The sequence below is a fragment of the Enterobacter sp. B79-1 genome (assembly GCF_057444735.1).
Genome location: NZ_JBYAZJ010000005.1, coordinates 76,680 through 91,472, shown reverse-complemented (window position 1 = coordinate 91,472; position 14,793 = coordinate 76,680). Strand labels below are relative to the sequence as shown.

18 protein-coding genes are annotated in these 14,793 nt (G+C 54.7%); 4 read left to right on the top strand and 14 right to left on the bottom strand.

Annotation, left to right across the window (positions count from 1 at the left end):
* Positions 1-267: 267 nt before the first annotated feature.
* From AC2T6E_RS15200 to AC2T6E_RS15160, 9 genes are all read right to left on the bottom strand, one after another.
* Positions 268-1,452: an MFS transporter gene (locus AC2T6E_RS15200; protein WP_486692387.1), complete on the bottom strand. Its 1,185-nt coding sequence runs from the start codon at positions 1,450-1,452 to the stop codon at positions 268-270.
* Positions 1,453-1,663: 211 nt separating this feature from the next.
* Positions 1,664-2,659: a glycine betaine/L-proline ABC transporter substrate-binding protein ProX gene (gene proX, locus AC2T6E_RS15195; protein WP_260662672.1), complete on the bottom strand. Its 996-nt coding sequence runs from the start codon at positions 2,657-2,659 to the stop codon at positions 1,664-1,666.
* Between the two features lie 9 nt (positions 2,660-2,668).
* On the bottom strand, positions 2,669-3,739 hold the full coding sequence (gene proW / locus AC2T6E_RS15190; RefSeq protein WP_108416422.1) for a glycine betaine/L-proline ABC transporter permease ProW: 1,071 nt from the start codon (positions 3,737-3,739) through the stop codon (positions 2,669-2,671).
* Positions 3,732-4,934, bottom strand: a complete 1,203-nt coding sequence (proV, locus tag AC2T6E_RS15185; protein ID WP_182401277.1) for a glycine betaine/L-proline ABC transporter ATP-binding protein ProV — start codon at positions 4,932-4,934, stop codon at positions 3,732-3,734. The genes proW and proV overlap by 8 nt, the downstream gene beginning before the upstream one ends.
* A gap of 333 nt (positions 4,935-5,267) precedes the next feature.
* Positions 5,268-6,227 (bottom strand): class 1b ribonucleoside-diphosphate reductase subunit beta, encoded by a 960-nt coding sequence (gene nrdF, locus AC2T6E_RS15180; RefSeq protein WP_182401275.1) that lies wholly within the window; start codon positions 6,225-6,227, stop codon positions 5,268-5,270.
* Between the two features lie 9 nt (positions 6,228-6,236).
* Entirely contained in the window at positions 6,237-8,381 is a 2,145-nt protein-coding gene (gene nrdE / locus AC2T6E_RS15175; RefSeq protein ID WP_212474284.1) for a class 1b ribonucleoside-diphosphate reductase subunit alpha, read from the bottom strand.
* On the bottom strand, positions 8,354-8,764 hold the full coding sequence (gene nrdI / locus AC2T6E_RS15170) for a class Ib ribonucleoside-diphosphate reductase assembly flavoprotein NrdI (RefSeq protein ID WP_325839731.1): 411 nt from the start codon (positions 8,762-8,764) through the stop codon (positions 8,354-8,356). The genes nrdE and nrdI overlap by 28 nt, the downstream gene beginning before the upstream one ends.
* The gene (gene nrdH / locus AC2T6E_RS15165; RefSeq protein WP_108416426.1) at positions 8,761-9,000 is read right to left on the bottom strand and encodes a glutaredoxin-like protein NrdH; all 240 of its coding nucleotides are present in this window, start codon (positions 8,998-9,000) and stop codon (positions 8,761-8,763) included. The genes nrdI and nrdH overlap by 4 nt, the downstream gene beginning before the upstream one ends.
* A gap of 242 nt (positions 9,001-9,242) precedes the next feature.
* The gene (locus AC2T6E_RS15160) at positions 9,243-9,569 is read right to left on the bottom strand and encodes an ElaB/YgaM/YqjD family protein (RefSeq protein ID WP_010434339.1); all 327 of its coding nucleotides are present in this window, start codon (positions 9,567-9,569) and stop codon (positions 9,243-9,245) included.
* Between the two features lie 160 nt (positions 9,570-9,729).
* On the opposite strand from AC2T6E_RS15160, the gene AC2T6E_RS15155 reads away from it, so the two are divergent.
* Positions 9,730-10,074, top strand: a complete 345-nt coding sequence (locus tag AC2T6E_RS15155; RefSeq protein WP_010434335.1) for a DUF2002 family protein — start codon at positions 9,730-9,732, stop codon at positions 10,072-10,074.
* 32 nt (positions 10,075-10,106) lie between these two features.
* Here the strand turns inward: AC2T6E_RS15155 and alaE are convergent, their stop codons facing one another.
* Positions 10,107-10,556 (bottom strand): L-alanine exporter AlaE, encoded by a 450-nt coding sequence (gene alaE / locus AC2T6E_RS15150; RefSeq protein ID WP_120159318.1) that lies wholly within the window; start codon positions 10,554-10,556, stop codon positions 10,107-10,109.
* A gap of 492 nt (positions 10,557-11,048) precedes the next feature.
* Between alaE and stpA the strand changes: the two genes are divergently transcribed.
* Complete coding sequence (stpA, locus tag AC2T6E_RS15145) at positions 11,049-11,453, top strand: DNA-binding protein StpA (RefSeq protein WP_148400990.1); 405 nt, start codon at positions 11,049-11,051, stop codon at positions 11,451-11,453.
* A gap of 38 nt (positions 11,454-11,491) precedes the next feature.
* On the opposite strand, the gene AC2T6E_RS15140 is transcribed toward stpA, so the two are convergent.
* The 3 genes from AC2T6E_RS15140 to AC2T6E_RS15130 form a co-directional block, all read right to left on the bottom strand.
* Positions 11,492-11,671 carry a YodC family protein gene (locus AC2T6E_RS15140; protein ID WP_010434327.1) on the bottom strand — a complete coding sequence of 60 codons (180 nt, stop codon included), beginning with the start codon at positions 11,669-11,671 and terminating at the stop codon, positions 11,492-11,494.
* Positions 11,672-11,749: 78 nt separating this feature from the next.
* Positions 11,750-12,271 carry a rhodanese family protein gene (locus tag AC2T6E_RS15135; RefSeq protein ID WP_148400988.1) on the bottom strand — a complete coding sequence of 174 codons (522 nt, stop codon included), beginning with the start codon at positions 12,269-12,271 and terminating at the stop codon, positions 11,750-11,752.
* 9 nt (positions 12,272-12,280) lie between these two features.
* Positions 12,281-12,580 (bottom strand): ArsR/SmtB family transcription factor, encoded by a 300-nt coding sequence (locus tag AC2T6E_RS15130; RefSeq protein WP_089598175.1) that lies wholly within the window; start codon positions 12,578-12,580, stop codon positions 12,281-12,283.
* Positions 12,581-12,756: 176 nt separating this feature from the next.
* Here AC2T6E_RS15130 and AC2T6E_RS15125 point away from each other — a divergent pair, with 176 nt between their 5' ends.
* Positions 12,757-12,915: a YqaE/Pmp3 family membrane protein gene (locus AC2T6E_RS15125; RefSeq protein WP_010434321.1), complete on the top strand. Its 159-nt coding sequence runs from the start codon at positions 12,757-12,759 to the stop codon at positions 12,913-12,915.
* Here the strand turns inward: AC2T6E_RS15125 and AC2T6E_RS15120 are convergent.
* A complete protein-coding gene (locus tag AC2T6E_RS15120) occupies positions 12,912-13,841 on the bottom strand; it encodes a LysR substrate-binding domain-containing protein (RefSeq protein WP_100166249.1) in 930 nt (309 codons plus the stop codon). The genes AC2T6E_RS15125 and AC2T6E_RS15120 overlap by 4 nt on opposite strands.
* Before the next feature lie 320 nt (positions 13,842-14,161).
* On the opposite strand from AC2T6E_RS15120, the gene AC2T6E_RS15115 reads away from it, so the two are divergent.
* Positions 14,162-14,767 (top strand): ankyrin repeat domain-containing protein, encoded by a 606-nt coding sequence (locus AC2T6E_RS15115; RefSeq protein ID WP_108416429.1) that lies wholly within the window; start codon positions 14,162-14,164, stop codon positions 14,765-14,767.
* The last annotated feature ends 26 nt before the right edge of the window (positions 14,768-14,793 follow it).

The following is a 14,793-nucleotide window of genomic DNA, read 5'->3' as shown; positions in this document are numbered from 1 at the left end:
CAAATAATGTAAATGAATTATTTGTGCGGTTATATCCGCCAAACGTATGTCACCATCAGAAAGCGCCGGGTAAGTCCGTGACCCGGTGAGCACAGAAAGCGTAGGGTATAAACCCGTTGAAGAGGGAATGTGAGGATGGGGGTCTGAGCTATTCATGCGTAAACTAAATATGTCACCCACATTAAAATTTCTGGAATAAATAATTGCGTTAACATTAACAGATGCAGGCCCCCTTTACACCCCAGGAGGCCTAAAGCAGTGTAAATCTTAGTGAATTGCCTCCTGGCGGTGATAGCCACGCCACCAGACCAGCAGATTCAGCACCGCCATGATGGCGCCGATGGCGCACACGCCTGTCCAGCCCGCATGCTGCCATGCGGAAGCAGAAATCAACGAACCTGCAGCACCACCGATAAAGTAGCTGGTCATGTACCCGGCCGTGAGGCGGTTTCGCGCTTCTGGCTTCACGCGGTAAATGACGGTCTGGTTGGTGATATGCACGCCCTGAACGGTCAGGTCGAGCACCAGAATACCGACGATCAGCGCCAGCACGGAGACGTGCCCATACCAGATAGCCGCCCAGGAGAGCAGAAGTAAAACCAGCCCGGCAGTCGTGGTCATGTGCGACTTGCCTTTGTCAGCCAGCCCACCCGCCGGTCTTGCGCCCAGCGCGCCCGCCGCACCGGCCAGACCAAACAGACCAATCACCCCTTCGGAATAGTTAAACGGCGGTGCGGCCAACAGAAAGGCCATCGACGTCCAGAGAATGCTGAAGTTGGCGAAGGTGAAACACCCCAGCAGAGCGCGGGTGCGCAGCAGTTTATCCTGCGTGAACAGGCTGAGTACGGAGGCCAGAAGCTGAGGGTAGTTAAGATGGTTCTCTTGCTTCACTTTCGGCAGCCCGCGCCACAGCGCCAGTGCCATCACTACCATCAACACGCTCGCCACCCAGTAAACGGTGCGCCAGCCGCCGAGGCTAGCCAGCAGCCCGGCGACGGTTCGCGCCAGTAAAATCCCCAGCAGCAGGCCGCTCATGATGGTGCCGACCACTTTGCCGCGCTTTTCCGGTGAAGCGAGCGTTGCCGCCAGCGGCACCAAAATTTGCGCCACCACGGAAAACAGTCCCGTCAGGGCGGTACCGATAATCATCATCGTCAGCGACTGGCTGCTGGCGGTGATCAACATCCCACCGGCCGCCAGCAGGGTCATGGAGACGATCAGCATTCGGCGTTCAAACATATCGCCGAGCGGCACCAGGAACAGCAGCCCGGCGGCATAGCCAAGCTGGGCGGCGGTGACGATAAAGCCTGCGGAGCTGGCAGAGAGATTGAACGCGCGGGCGATGGTGTCGAGAAGAGGTTGCGCGTAGTAGTTGCTGGCGACTGCCAGACCCGTTGCCACGGACATTAAAAGGATGAGTGCGGGGCTAAGCCCCTGAGTTGTTTTTGTCATTAGTTTCAGGAATCGTTAGTTGAGTGATTATATTTCCGGAAACCATAATAACCAATGATGGTGAATGTTGGGGGATTGTTATGTGTGTGTTTGTGCGGTTAATCCCCTCACCCCAGCCCTCTCCCCAAAGTGGAGAGGGTGTATAAAGTCCCCTCTCCCCTTTGGGGAGAGGGTTAGGGTTAGGGTGAGGGGTAAGGTTGTGTTGTATTTTTTACTTCTGCGCGTCAAGCGCCTCTTTCACCCAGCCGTCGAACTGCTGCTGGTGGGCTTTGATCCAACCGTCCACGTGGCCTTTCACATCCGCTTCTGACGATTTACCCGCATGCATCATGGCGTTCTGGGCATTGATGTCTGCCAGCGGCAGCTTCATCACCGAGAACAGCTTCGCCGCCGCCGGGTTTTTCTCTGCCCAGGCTTTGTTGGCGACGATATGCATGGTGTTCACCGGGAAGCCGTAGTTCATGCCGTTCGGCAGTTTGGTGTCGATATCTTTCTGCTCGCCCGGCAGGGAGGAGAACGGCACCTGCAGCCACACCACGTCTTTACCCGGCTTCAGCACGTCGCTCACCCAGTACGGCGTCCAGGTGTAGTAGATCACCGGTTTACCCTCTTTGAAGCGGGCAATGGTGTCGGCCATCATCGCGGAGTAGTTGCCGTGGCTCACGTCGACGGTTTTCGCCAGATCGAAGGCTTTGTTCTGGTGGTTAATCACCGCTTCACAGCCCCAGCCCGGCGAGCAGCCCATCATGTCGGCCTTGCCGTCACCGTTGGTGTCGAACAGTTTGGCGATCTTCGGATCTTTCAGCTGTTCAATGTTGGTGATGTGGTACTTATCGGCGGTTTTCTTGTCGATCAGATACCCCTGCGCCGCGCCCGTCACGAAGGTGCCTTCGCGGTAGAACTTCTTGTCACCACCGGCGGCGGCATACATATCGTCATGCAGCGGCTGCCAGTTCACCGCGGTAAAGGTGGCGTCACCGGAGGCAATCGAGGTGTAGCCCACGTTGTAATCCACTTCACTCGGCGTGTTGACCGTGTAGCCCAGCTTCTCCAGCGCGCGGCTGACGATCTGCGTCTGGAAGCTCTCTTCCGAAATGGTGCTCTGCACCGGCTGTACGGTAATGCCTTTACCAGGCAGCTCAGCCGCAAACGTGCTGGTGGAGACAAGAGTGGCAAACGCTGTGGCAAAAAGGACGTTATGTCGCATCGTTGTTCCTTATTTTGACTTCGTGAAAGGGCGGGTGAATAACCCGACGGGGCCGGTGGTGTACCAGCGACGGTTGCCGCGACTGCGTGAATCACGACCGACAGCCTGGGTCAGGCGGTCAAGAATGATGGCGAGGATCACAATCCCGACGCCGCCGACGGTCGCCAGCCCCATATCGAGACGGCCAATACCGCGCAGCACCATCTGGCCCAGTCCGCCAACGGCGATCATCGAGGCGATCACCACCATCGACAGGGCCAGCATCAGCGTCTGGTTAACGCCCGCCATGATGGTCGGCATCGCCAGCGGAAGCTGAACTTTGAACAGCATCTGACGCGGGCTGGCGCCGAACGAGCGCGATGCCTCTATCAGATCTGCAGGCACCTGGTTAATCCCCAGAATGGTCAGACGGATAATCGGCGGCAGGGCGAAGATAATGGTCACCACTACCCCCGGCACGTTGCCGATGCCGAACAGCATCACGATCGGCACCAGATAGACGAACGCCGGCGTGGTCTGCATCGCATCCAGCAGCGGACGAATAATCTTCGCAGCCCGCGGGCTGCGCGCCAGCCAGATCCCCATCGGTAAGCCGATGACAACGCAGAAGAGCAGGGCGGTCAGCACCAGTGCCAGGGTGATCATTGCCTGCGACCACGCGCCAATCGCGCCAATGGCAATCAGCGAGATCAGCGTGGCGACCCCCATGCCCGCGCTACCGAACTGCCAGGCGATCAGGGAGAACAGGATAATCGCCACCGGCGCTGGCATGCCCAGCATCAGCTGCTGGAAGCCGTTCAGGATATAATCCACCGGGACGCGGATCCCCTGGAAGACCGGACGGAAGTGGGTGACCACCCAGTCGATCCCCTCCGTAACCCAGCTGTCCAGCGGGATCAGCGTTTTGTGGAACGGATCCATAATATTGAAGTGTTCTGGCGCAGGCGCGGGTGCGCTGTTCAGCCAGTCTGCCGCACCGCCGCCATCGGTCGGGGCTGGCGTGGAACCCCACGCGTCGGCAGATTGCGCAGCGCTGTCCGCTGCTTCAGTGGTACCCCACGGGTTAGATTGATCAGCCATTGTTTGCCCCCTCGCGATCTAAAGCCTGCAGCAGCATCCGTTTTGAGATGATGCCGACGTACTGTTGTTCCTCACCAACGACCGGTACGGCGCATGGCGCCTGACCCACGTGAGAGAGCAACTCGCTGAGCGGCGTTTCTGCGTCCACGGCGAGCGGAGCGTCAATTAACGCCGCATCGATCCCCTGGTTCTCAGTGAGAGCCGTTTTCAGGGAGTCGATGGAGACAACGCCGACAAATTTATTGCCGCGTTCAACCAGATAACCGTATTCACGGTCTTCATCCTGCAGCAGCTTCAGCGCCGAGCGCGGGCCGAAGCCTGGCGTTTTACGGACAATGCCGTTCGGGGTTCGACGGGCAATATCTTTGGCGCTAAACACCTGGCTAATATCCACGCCGCGGAAGAAGGTGCGGACATAATCATTCGCCGGATTATTGAGAATTTCATCCGGGGTGCCGACCTGTACCACTTCACCGTTTTGCATAATGGCAATACGGTCGCCAATACGCATGGCTTCATCCAGATCGTGGGAAATAAAGACAATAGTTCGCTGATGTTTAGCCTGTAATTTTACCAGCTCATCCTGCATCTCGGTGCGAATTAACGGATCGAGCGCCGAGAAGGCTTCATCCATTAATAAGATGTCTGGATTAATGGCTAACGCGCGGGCTAATCCCACGCGCTGACGCATACCGCCGGAAAGTTCATCCGGATACGCGTGGGCATAATTTTCCAGCCCAACCTGACGCAGTGCATCAAGGGCTTTTTCCTGCCGTTCCTGAGCGGGCGTACCGGCTAATTCCATCCCGAAGGCGGCATTATCCAGCACCGTCAAATGCGGCATTAGCGCGAATGACTGAAACACCATCGCAATCTTCTTTCTGCGCACCTCGCGAAGCTCTGCGTCTGATATTCTGGCGATATCCACGCCGTCAATCAGCACCTGCCCGCGGGTGGGTTCAATCAGGCGATTGAGAAGGCGAACCATAGTGGATTTACCCGAACCGGATAACCCCATGATGACAAAAATCTCGCCTTCTTCAATGGCCAGACTGGCGTTTTTAACGCCAAGCGATAGCCCGGTTTTTTCCAGAATTTGCTCTTTCGAAAGGCCTTTCTCAATATATTTGAATGCGCGCTGCGGATGCTCGCCAAATACTTTATAAAGATTTTTCACTTCTAATTTAATTGCCATGCAATAGAGAGTGTCCTGTTATTAGTTTATGTCGATATGATTACCATGGTAAATTGTTAACGGGCATAACCCTAACATACTGAGAATCTGAGACAACCCTGAGGTGGCCTGAAGTCGGAATTTTGACGCAAGCGAAACGGCTGAATTTCCCATGAGTAAAGGGCTGAGGGCTTTTTGAATTTTTCTCAATTTTTTGCTGCTGCATCGGGAAATTTCGCCTGAATCGGTGTGGTTCAGGCGAATATGACGGGGAAATTACAGTGTAGTGCCTGGTGAAATATTGGTATGGAAATAATGAGATTTATATTTAATTAATGAACGTTAATTCATACATTAAAAATCCCAGTCCTCATCTTCCGTCTCCACCGCTTTGCCCATCACGTACGACGAGCCAGACCCGGAGAAGAAGTCGTGGTTTTCGTCGGCGTTAGGCGACAGCGCGGCCAGAATCGCCGGGTTCACCTCCGCCATTTCCGGCGGGAACAGCGCCTCGTAGCCCAGGTTCATCAGCGCTTTGTTGGCGTTGTAGCAGAGGAACGCTTTCACGTCGTCCTCCCAGCCCGTTCCGGCGTACAGCTCTTCGGTATAGCTCAACTCGTTGTCGTACAGATCCATCAGCAAATCGAGGGCAAAATCGTTGAGTTCCTCGCGTTTCTCCGGACTGACTTTCTCCAGCCCTTTCTGATACTTATAGCCGATGTAATACCCGTGCACCGCTTCATCACGAATGATGAGGCGGATCAGGTCGGCGGTGTTGGTGAGCTTGCCCCGGCTCGACCAGTACATCGGCAGCCAGAAGCCGGAATAGAAGAGGAAGGATTCCAGGAACACGCTGGCGATCTTCTTCTTCAGCGGCTCGTCGGCGCGGTAATACTCCAGCACCAGCTCCGCCTTGCGCTGCAATGACGCGCTCTCTTCGCTCCAGGTATAGGCCGCGTCCACGTCTTTGGTCTGGCACAGGGTGGAGAAAATCGAGCTGTAGGAGCGGGCATGTACCGCTTCCATAAAGCTGATGTTCGACATCACCGCCTCTTCGTGCGGCGTCAGCGCGTCGCTCATCAGCGCTGGCGCACCGACGGTATTCTGAATGGTGTCCAGCAGCGTCAGGCCGGTAAAGACGCGGATCGTCAGCTGCTGCTCGGCGTGGCTCAGCGTTTGCCAGGCCGGAATATCGTTCGAAAGCGGCACCTTTTCCGGCAGCCAGAAGTTGCTGGTCAGGCGGTTCCATACCTCCAGGTCTTTATCGTCCTGGATTTTGTTCCAGTTAACGGCACTCACGCGTGACAGTTTCATCCTTTCTCCTTACAGCGCGCAGGACACGCAGCCTTCGATTTCGGTGCCTTCCAGCGCAAGCTGGCGCAGGCGAATGTAGTAGAGCGTTTTGATGCCTTTCTTCCAGGCATAGATCTGCGCCCTGTTGATATCCCGCGTGGTGGCGGTGTCCGGGAAGAAGAGCGTCAGCGACAGCCCCTGATCCACGTGCTTCGTCGCCTCGGCGTAGGTATCGATGATTTTTTCCGGGCCGATCTCATACGCGTCCTGATAGAGCGCCAGGTTCTCGTTGGTCATAAACGGGGCAGGGTAGTAAACGCGCCCGGTTTTGCCTTCTTTACGAATTTCAATTTTCGACACGATGGGATGAATGCTCGACGTGGCGTGGTTGATGTAGGAAATCGATCCGGTCGGCGGCACCGCCTGCAGGTTCTGGTTATAAATGCCGTAGCGCATCACCTCGTCACGCAGCTGCTGCCACATCTCGCGCGTCGGCAGAACGATCCCCGCGCGGGCAAAAAGCTCGCGCACTTTTTCGGTTTTCGGCTGCCAGTCGCCTTCAAGGTACTGGCTGAAATACTCTCCGCTCGCGTAGCGCGACTGCTCAAAGCCCGCGAAGCGCTGGTCGCGCTCGCGCGCCAGCATCATCGAGGTGTGCAGCGCGTGCCAGGTGACGGTGTAGAAATAGAGGTTGGTGAAATCCAGCCCCTCCGGACTGCCGTAGGCGATGCCTTCCCGCGCCAGATACCCGTGCAGGTTCATCTGCCCCAGGCCGATGGCGTGCGACGCGGCGTTGCCCGCCTCAATGGACGGCACGCTGCGGATGTGGCTCATATCGGACACCGCCGTCAGCCCGCGAATGGCGGTCTCCACCGTGCGGCCAAAGTCTGGGGAATCCATGGTGTGGGCAATATTCAGCGAGCCGAGGTTGCAGGAGATATCTTTCCCGATGTCCGCGTAGTCCAGGTTTTCGTCGTAGGTGGAGGCGCTGTTGACCTGCAAAATCTCCGAGCACAGGTTGCTCATGTTGATGCGCCCGGCAATCGGGTTAGCGCGGTTCACCGTGTCCTCGTACATGATGTAGGGATAGCCGGACTCAAACTGGATCTCCGCAAGCCGCTGGAAGAAATCGCGGGCGTTGATGTACTTTTTACGGATGCGATCGTCGGCCACCAGCTCGTCGTAGAGGTCGTTTATTGCCACGTCGCCAAAGGCTTTGCCGTAAATACGCTCAATGTCATACGGCGAGAAGAGCGCCATCTCGGCATTCTCTTTGGCGAGCCGGAAAGTGATATCCGGGATCGTCACGCCGAGCGACAGGGTTTTGATGCGGATTTTTTCATCGGCGTTTTCGCGCTTGGTATCCAGAAAGCGCAGAATATCAGGGTGGTGCGCGTGCAGGTAAACCGCCCCCGCGCCCTGACGCGCGCCGAGCTGATTGGCATAGGAGAAGGCATCTTCCAGCATCTTCATTACCGGGATCACCCCGGAGGACTGGTTTTCGATGCGCTTGATTGGCGCGCCCGCTTCGCGCAGGTTCGAGAGCAGAAACGCCACGCCGCCGCCGCGTTTAGAGAGCTGCAGCGCCGAGTTCACCGCTCGGCCAATCGACTCCATATTGTCTTCGATGCGCAGCAGGAAACAGGAGACCAGCTCGCCGCGCTGGGCCTTGCCGCAGTTGAGGAAGGTCGGCGTGGCGGGCTGGAAGCGGCCGGAGAGGATCTCTTCCATCAAGCGTTCAGCCTGCGCTTCATCCCCTTGCGCCAGGGTTAACGCCACCATCACGGTGCGATCTTCAAAGCTCTCTAAGTAGCGTTTGCCGTCAAAGGTCTTCAGGGTATAGCTGGTGTAGTACTTCCACGCGCCAAGAAACGTCTGGAAACGAAAACCGCTGGCATGCGCGCGTTCAAACAGCTTCACCACAAAGGTGCGGTCGTAGCGGGTCAGCACGCGTTCTTCGTAGTAGCCTTCTTTAACCAGATAGTCGAGACGCTCATGCTGGCTGCCAAACGTCACCGTGTTAGGCCGAACGTGGGCGGCAAAAAAGGCGTCCACCGCATCATGGTCTTTACCAAACTGGATGCGCCCCTCGCGGTCATAGAGGTTGAGCATCGCATTTAATGCGTGGTAATCAGGCGTTGCCTGCATTACGCGTTCTGCGGTTGTCGTTGCCAAAATTCGTTCACTCCTTTACGCACGTTTTCTACGTCCTGCTGTGTCCCCATCAGTTCGAAGCGATAGAGATACGGCACGCCGCATTTTTGAGAGATGACATCCCCGGCGCGGCCAAAGGCATCGCCGAAATTGCGATTTCCCGCCGCAATAACCCCGCGGATCAGCGCCCGGTTATGGGGATCGTTGAGAAAGCGGATCGCCTGACGGGGAACCGCTCCCGCCGTACCCCCGCCGCCATAGCTGGGCACCACCAGTATGTAAGGTTCGTCTACCTGAATTCGCTCCCGCTCGTTAAGCGGGATGCGGGTCGCAGGCAGCCCGAGGCGCTCGATAAAGCGGAGCGTGTTTTCCGAGCTGCTGGAGAAGAAAACCAGCCCACTCATGCACCGGCGGCCTGAGCGGCGAGGCGGTTGATCATGTCCGGGCGAAAGCCAGACCAGCTGGTCTCTCCGGCAACGACCACCGGAAGCTGCCGGAAACCTTGCGCACGCAGGGTATCGGCGGCATCGGGCACCAGATCGATATTCACCATCTCAAACGCCACGCCGCGGCTCTCCATTGCACGTTTGGTTGCGTGGCACTGAACACAATCGTTACGAGTGTAAATAATAATGCTCATGATTCGTATTTCCATTTAGAATTAGAAAACGGCGCGATTGAACGCGTCGGGTTGTGTCTCTGTTGCTAAAGGAATACTAGATGTAGTTGTGATAATTATCAACCATACAAGATATGGGAATTTTAGATTGATAATGCCCGGGTGATGAGCACAACGGGGCAGGGCGTGCTGTACGGGTTTTACAGGCGTTCGGACAAAGAAAAGCCCCGGCGCCTGAGGCAACCGGGGCTGATAAGTCGTGTTTACTTACGCAGGCTGAGCAGGGCACCAACAAAAATACCGACGGCGGCAACCGTACCCAGTGCACAAAGCGGTTTTTCACGGACGAAGGTATTGGCACAGCTCACCGCGTCGCAGGCCGCCTGCGTAGCGCGAGAACGACCATGCATCCGGGCACGGGTTTCACGCAACAGAGACTGAGCCTTACGTTTTGCGGCATCTGCTTCATCCTTCGCGTCACTTCCCCAGGACTTCAGCACTTCCTCTAGCGTGTCCGCTAATTGGCTGACATCATTACGAATATCCTGCGCATCATCATTAATATCGTTTCGGTTCGGTCTGTTAAACATAGGATCCTCCATAATTTTGCGTTCCCGTTTAGTCTAGTTCAGAAATTTAATATCTGAAGCGAGTCACGGCTTATTGAACCGTTTATGGAATATTCTGAAAGCCCTGCTAATGCTGAATACTGTAAGGTTGCCGGGCAGGAAAAGATAACGAGGAAGAGATATGTATTTACGACCCGATGAGGTGGCGCGCGTTCTTGAAAAAGAGGGATTCACCATGGATGAGGTGACATCTAAAGCGTATGGATATCGCCGTGGCGAGAATTATGTTTACGTAAACCGTGAAGCGAGAATGGGGCGCACTGCTCTCATTATTCACCCGACCCTGAAAGACAGAAGTTTGTCCTTTGCTGAGCCTGCCTCGGATATTAAAACCTGCGATCATTATCAGCAATTTCCGCTCTATTTAGGCGGTGAGACGCATGAGCATTATGGTATTCCGCACGGTTTCAGTTCACGGATGGCGCTGGAGCGTTTTCTGAAGGGACTGTTTGGCGACATTCAGTAAGTCTGCGACTGGCATGAGCCAGTCGCCCCACCTTATGCTTTTGCCTGGCTGTACTGGCTGACTTTAAACAGACGGCGGCAGTAGTCGAGAAAGTAGCCGTAGACCGCACCCATTAACATCGAAACCACGATATTTGAGCTGACCGCCGCCGCGATTTGATGCCAGTCTGCGCCCACGGTCAGCAGAATAGCCACATAAACCGGTGACTGGAATGTGACATACGCCAGCACGTCGGCCAGATTTTTAACCCAACCTGCCGGACTCATGCGACGGGCAAAGCGCATAATCGCATCGCGATATAATCCGTAAGGCCAGGCAATAACGATGTTGACCGGGATGGCCACCAGACGAGATGAAAGTGACTGCTCAAAGGTCATTCCAGAGAGGAAAATTTCAATCAGCATGTTGACGACGGAACAGTAGACGACCATCGCGAAGGTATCCGCTACCGCATGGCGCAGGCGTGATTGCGGTGAGAACATGTCTGAACTCCTTGAGAAGCACAAAAGGTGATGTTTTAACGGTAAATCTTAGTGGTTTAGATTGGTTTGTTTGACGTGTATAGCGTATCTCTCTGGCTTTAAACTAACAACTAGTGATAAATTTTTATTTGTTGGCGTTTTTTCCACAAAATGCTCTAAATTTGTCTGTTTTTTGCTCGCTTCGTTATTTTCTCTTCTTCATGTATTTTTGTATTTATAAATCAATTGGTTATGTGAAATCCTTTCAGGGGTCGTAACCGCGTCTTTGAGGGCCGCGTGATATTCTACAATTTGGCTCAAAGGTAACCGTATATTTTGATGCGACAATTAATTCACGAGACGCATGCGGTTCTCTCGGCAGATATATAAATTATTTATTTTAAAATATTTACAAAATTGTCCTGTCGCGCTGATGGGTAGATATTGCGTTTAAAATGAATTATTCTGTCGGCTGATTTCCGGTTTACTCCAAAGAAAAGGTTTTTAATTATTATGTCTTTGACGTTACAGAATCTTAATAATATCCGTACGCTGCGTGCAATGGCACGTGAATTATCCGTCGACATTCTGGAAGAAATGCTGGAGAAGGTCAGGATCGTTGTTGAAGAAAAACAACACGAGCAGTCGGAATTCGAGCAGCAACGTGCAGAGCAGCAGGATAAAATTAATGCGTTGCTGGAACGGATGAAAGCCGACGGTATTTCACCTTCCGATTTGCTCGGTACTGAACGCGTGCAGGCGGGCAAACCGGCGAAAAAACGCAAAGTGCGTGAAGCGAAATATCGCTTTATCGATGTGAATGGCGAAGAGAAAACGTGGACCGGCCAGGGCCGCACGCCAAAGGCGATCGCCAATGCGCTGGCAAACGGTAAAACACTGGATGATTTTCTGATTTAAGTCTTGAGCCGGGCGGACGTATCCGCCCGGTTTTACATTCAGCAGACGCCAAAATCACCGGCTTCGGTATATAACGTCACCTCTGCGGCTTTCAGGGTAAATGTCTCGCCCTGTTCATTGCTGGCCTGCACGACCACAATGCTGTCGTCCTTCACGTCGAGCACTTTCAGTTTTGGACCGCCCTGACGCGGTTGCACATAATCACCAACAGAAAACATAGTACCTCCTCTCATTTAGCGATCTTCACCTTAGCCCACGTCATGCAAAGGGTACAGCATTAAACGGTCTGGTACTGCTTACGAGGTACGATGGTTCCACGGCATGATCTTCAGCAGCCGCGCCATGCCGCAAAAACCGGTCAGACCGGCAAACAGCAGGCCCGCCCCCACAAAACCACTCAGCAGGAAAAAGCCGCCTGAGAGCGTGTAGCCCAGCACCACGCCGAGCAGGATCAGCAGCCCCGCTGCAATTTGTACCTGCCGCATCAGGGGCAGAGGCTGTGATTTATCTTCGACGGTCAGCAGCCCTGCCTGTTTCCAGCCCTGAATGCCACCTTCAATGACGTATGCCCGCGCGGGAGAGGCCGCCTGTACCAGACGCGCGGCGTTGTTCGACGTTCTCGCACCGGACTGACAGTGGAAAATCACCGTTTCCCCTGCCTGAGCCTGAAGTGCGCCGGGTAAGGAATCCAGCGGGACGGAGTGGGCGAGGGCAATATGCTCGCGGGCATATTCATCGGTATCGCGAATATCAATCAGTTTAGCGCCCTCAGCAATAAGCGCAGTTGCCTGCTGTGGCGTAATCAGAGGAAGAGGCATGGCGGCTCCTTACGGACAATAGAGGTGTTTGAGGGTGCTGATAATCTGGTATACAGCGTCATTCTTAATGGCGTAGAGAATGCGTTGGGCATCCCGCGTACTGCCGATCAGGCCTTCCTCGCGCATGCGCGCAAGATGTTGGGACGTGGCGGACGCGCTGAGCCCCGTCGCGCGCGCCAGATCGCCCGCGCTGGTATTCGGTGAGCCGCAAAGTGTGCAGAGGATCAGTAGCCTGTGCGGGTTGCTCATCGCTTTCATCAATGCTGCGGCCTGCTCAGCGCTGGCCTGAAGCTGTTCAAGTTCAGTCATGGTATTTTAGTGTTTTCTTAATTAAGTAAATACTAAAGTAAAGGTGCGCGTTAAGCCAGTGTCAAAATCGTAAAAGAGGGTAAAAGAACGGCGGGGTAATGGCACAGCCGGGTAAACTGGCTACGCTTAGAGAGTGTTCTCTTTTTATTCAATTAGTTAGCTTGCACGGAGTCATTATGGGTTTTTGGCGCGTTGTTTTTACGATTATTCTCCCGCCGTTGGGGGTGCTGCTTGGTAAAGGATTTGGCTGGGCATTTATTCTGAATATCCTGCTGACCATTCTGGGCTACTTCCCCGGCCTTATCCACGCGTTCTGGGTGCAAACCAAAAGCTAAGCACGCCAGAGTAAATCGCTGTAGATCCCGGTCAGCACACCTTCTGGACCAAACTGCTGTTTGATCCAGCGCGTCACCTGACCGGTCGCGGCATGCTGCGTGGCGAGCAGCATGCGCGAATCCTGGCGCGGGTTGTTAATGCGTCGCGTCGCCAGGAGTCCATCCTCCACCGCCTCTCTCGCCATGTATTCCGGCAAAAAGCCAATCCCTTCCCCCAGGATCTGACACTGGCATTTGGTGTTGAAATCCGGCACCAGAATCGCCTCCTGCCCGTGCAGCAGCCAGCCAACCTTTTTGTTAATGGTATGCGCGGTATCTTCCACCATGATGTTCGGATACAGGCGCAGCTGGCTCTCCGCTATCGGTTCGGGAACAAAGGCGAGCGGATGTTCCGGAGCGATGGCAAAGACCCAGCGAATAGCGCCAATTTCGGTGTAATCAATCCCGCCGCCGTCGAGCAGCGTGTCCGGCGCGCCAATCGCGATATTGGCCTGGTTGTTGATAATAGAATCCCAGACGCCGTTGTAGACCTCGGTCGTGACGGTGATCTGACAGGTCGGAAACTGTTTTTTCAGCACCTGCAGCAGCCTGGCGGTGTGGCGCGGCGTGTATAAAAGCTGATTAATACAGATGCGCACCCGCGCCTCGATGCCCTGCGAAATGGTATCAATCCCGCGCTTGATGGCGTGGAAGTCGTTAAGCAGGTCGGTGGCCTTACGGTAAAAGTAAAAGCCGGACTCGGTCAGCTCGATGCTGCGCGTGTTGCGCACAAACAGCACCACGTCCAGCCCGGTCTCCATGCGCTTAATGGTGTAACTGATGGCGGAGGTCGTCACGCCCAGTTCGGCGGCGGCTTTGCTGAAGCTGCCAAAGCGCGCCGCGGTGGTGAAGGCCAGCAGGTTCTCTTCGGTAAAGATGGAATTCATATCTCACTCCCGTCAGCCATCAGTTTTGAACATATTTTAACAACGATGTTACAACGTATTTGAAGCCGGTCACAGTTCTGACTATTTGCTGCAGGCCGCACTTGGTAAGGCTTCGTCAGGCATAAGCATAATGCAGCTTCGCGCGCTAAAACGCGGTGTAACATAAGAAAAAGGTTGCACAGACGCACGTTTTAACCGGTTTATTGAATTTAACTCAACAATGAATTGACTGTCGATGAATCATTTTTAAGCGGATTCTTTTATGACCAGGCTGTTGCTATTCTCAGGTCAACAGAAATAAAAACATCGGGAGTCTGAATATGTCTGCGAACGAACTCGTTACTGAATTTCTGCTGGCGGCAGAAGAGGGCAATAGCGATGCGCTAAAAGCCTGTCTGGAGAAAGGCGTGGATATTAACGCCACCAACCGTCAGAAAAGAACCGCGGTTATTATTGCCAGCCTGAAAAAGCATTATTCCTGCGTGGAGCTATTAATTGCCGCCGGGGCGGATATTGATAAGCAGGATCAGACCTGCTTTAACCCCTTCCTCATCAGCTGCCTGACCAACGATATTACCCTGCTGCGCCTTGTCCTTCCGGCAAATCCCGATCTCGACCGCCTGACGCGCTTTGGCGGCGTGGGCATTACGCCAGCCAGTGAAAAAGGGCACGTTGAGATTGTGCGCGAGCTGCTGGAAAAAACGGATATCAACGTCAACCACACCAATTTTGTCGGCTGGACGCCGCTGCTGGAAGCCATCGTGCTTAACGACGGCGGCGCGAAGCAGCAGGAGATCGTCAAGCTGCTGCTGGATCACGGCGCGAACCCGCACATGACCGACAAATACGGCAAAACCCCGCTCGAGCTGGCGCGAGAAAAAGGGTTCGATGCGATAGCCGACCTGCTGCTGGCGGCAGGCGCATAACGCATTCGGCCAGCCTTTTCCGGCTG

Coding starts and splice junctions, on each gene's coding strand:
- AC2T6E_RS15200 (WP_486692387.1), bottom strand. CDS start 1,452: ATGACAAAAACAACTCAGGGGCTTAGCCCCGCACTCATCCTTTTAATG.
- proX (WP_260662672.1), bottom strand. CDS start 2,659: ATGCGACATAACGTCCTTTTTGCCACAGCGTTTGCCACTCTTGTCTCC.
- proW (WP_108416422.1), bottom strand. CDS start 3,739: ATGGCTGATCAATCTAACCCGTGGGGTACCACTGAAGCAGCGGACAGC.
- proV (WP_182401277.1), bottom strand. CDS start 4,934: ATGGCAATTAAATTAGAAGTGAAAAATCTTTATAAAGTATTTGGCGAG.
- nrdF (WP_182401275.1), bottom strand. CDS start 6,227: ATGAAACTGTCACGCGTGAGTGCCGTTAACTGGAACAAAATCCAGGAC.
- nrdI (WP_325839731.1), bottom strand. CDS start 8,764: ATGAGTGGGCTGGTTTTCTTCTCCAGCAGCTCGGAAAACACGCTCCGC.
- nrdH (WP_108416426.1), bottom strand. CDS start 9,000: ATGAGCATTATTATTTACACTCGTAACGATTGTGTTCAGTGCCACGCA.
- AC2T6E_RS15160 (WP_010434339.1), bottom strand. CDS start 9,569: ATGTTTAACAGACCGAACCGAAACGATATTAATGATGATGCGCAGGAT.
- AC2T6E_RS15155 (WP_010434335.1), top strand. CDS start 9,730: ATGTATTTACGACCCGATGAGGTGGCGCGCGTTCTTGAAAAAGAGGGA.
- alaE (WP_120159318.1), bottom strand. CDS start 10,556: ATGTTCTCACCGCAATCACGCCTGCGCCATGCGGTAGCGGATACCTTC.
- stpA (WP_148400990.1), top strand. CDS start 11,049: ATGTCTTTGACGTTACAGAATCTTAATAATATCCGTACGCTGCGTGCA.
- AC2T6E_RS15140 (WP_010434327.1), bottom strand. CDS start 11,671: ATGTTTTCTGTTGGTGATTATGTGCAACCGCGTCAGGGCGGTCCAAAA.
- AC2T6E_RS15135 (WP_148400988.1), bottom strand. CDS start 12,271: ATGCCTCTTCCTCTGATTACGCCACAGCAGGCAACTGCGCTTATTGCT.
- AC2T6E_RS15130 (WP_089598175.1), bottom strand. CDS start 12,580: ATGACTGAACTTGAACAGCTTCAGGCCAGCGCTGAGCAGGCCGCAGCA.
- AC2T6E_RS15125 (WP_010434321.1), top strand. CDS start 12,757: ATGGGTTTTTGGCGCGTTGTTTTTACGATTATTCTCCCGCCGTTGGGG.
- AC2T6E_RS15120 (WP_100166249.1), bottom strand. CDS start 13,841: ATGAATTCCATCTTTACCGAAGAGAACCTGCTGGCCTTCACCACCGCG.
- AC2T6E_RS15115 (WP_108416429.1), top strand. CDS start 14,162: ATGTCTGCGAACGAACTCGTTACTGAATTTCTGCTGGCGGCAGAAGAG.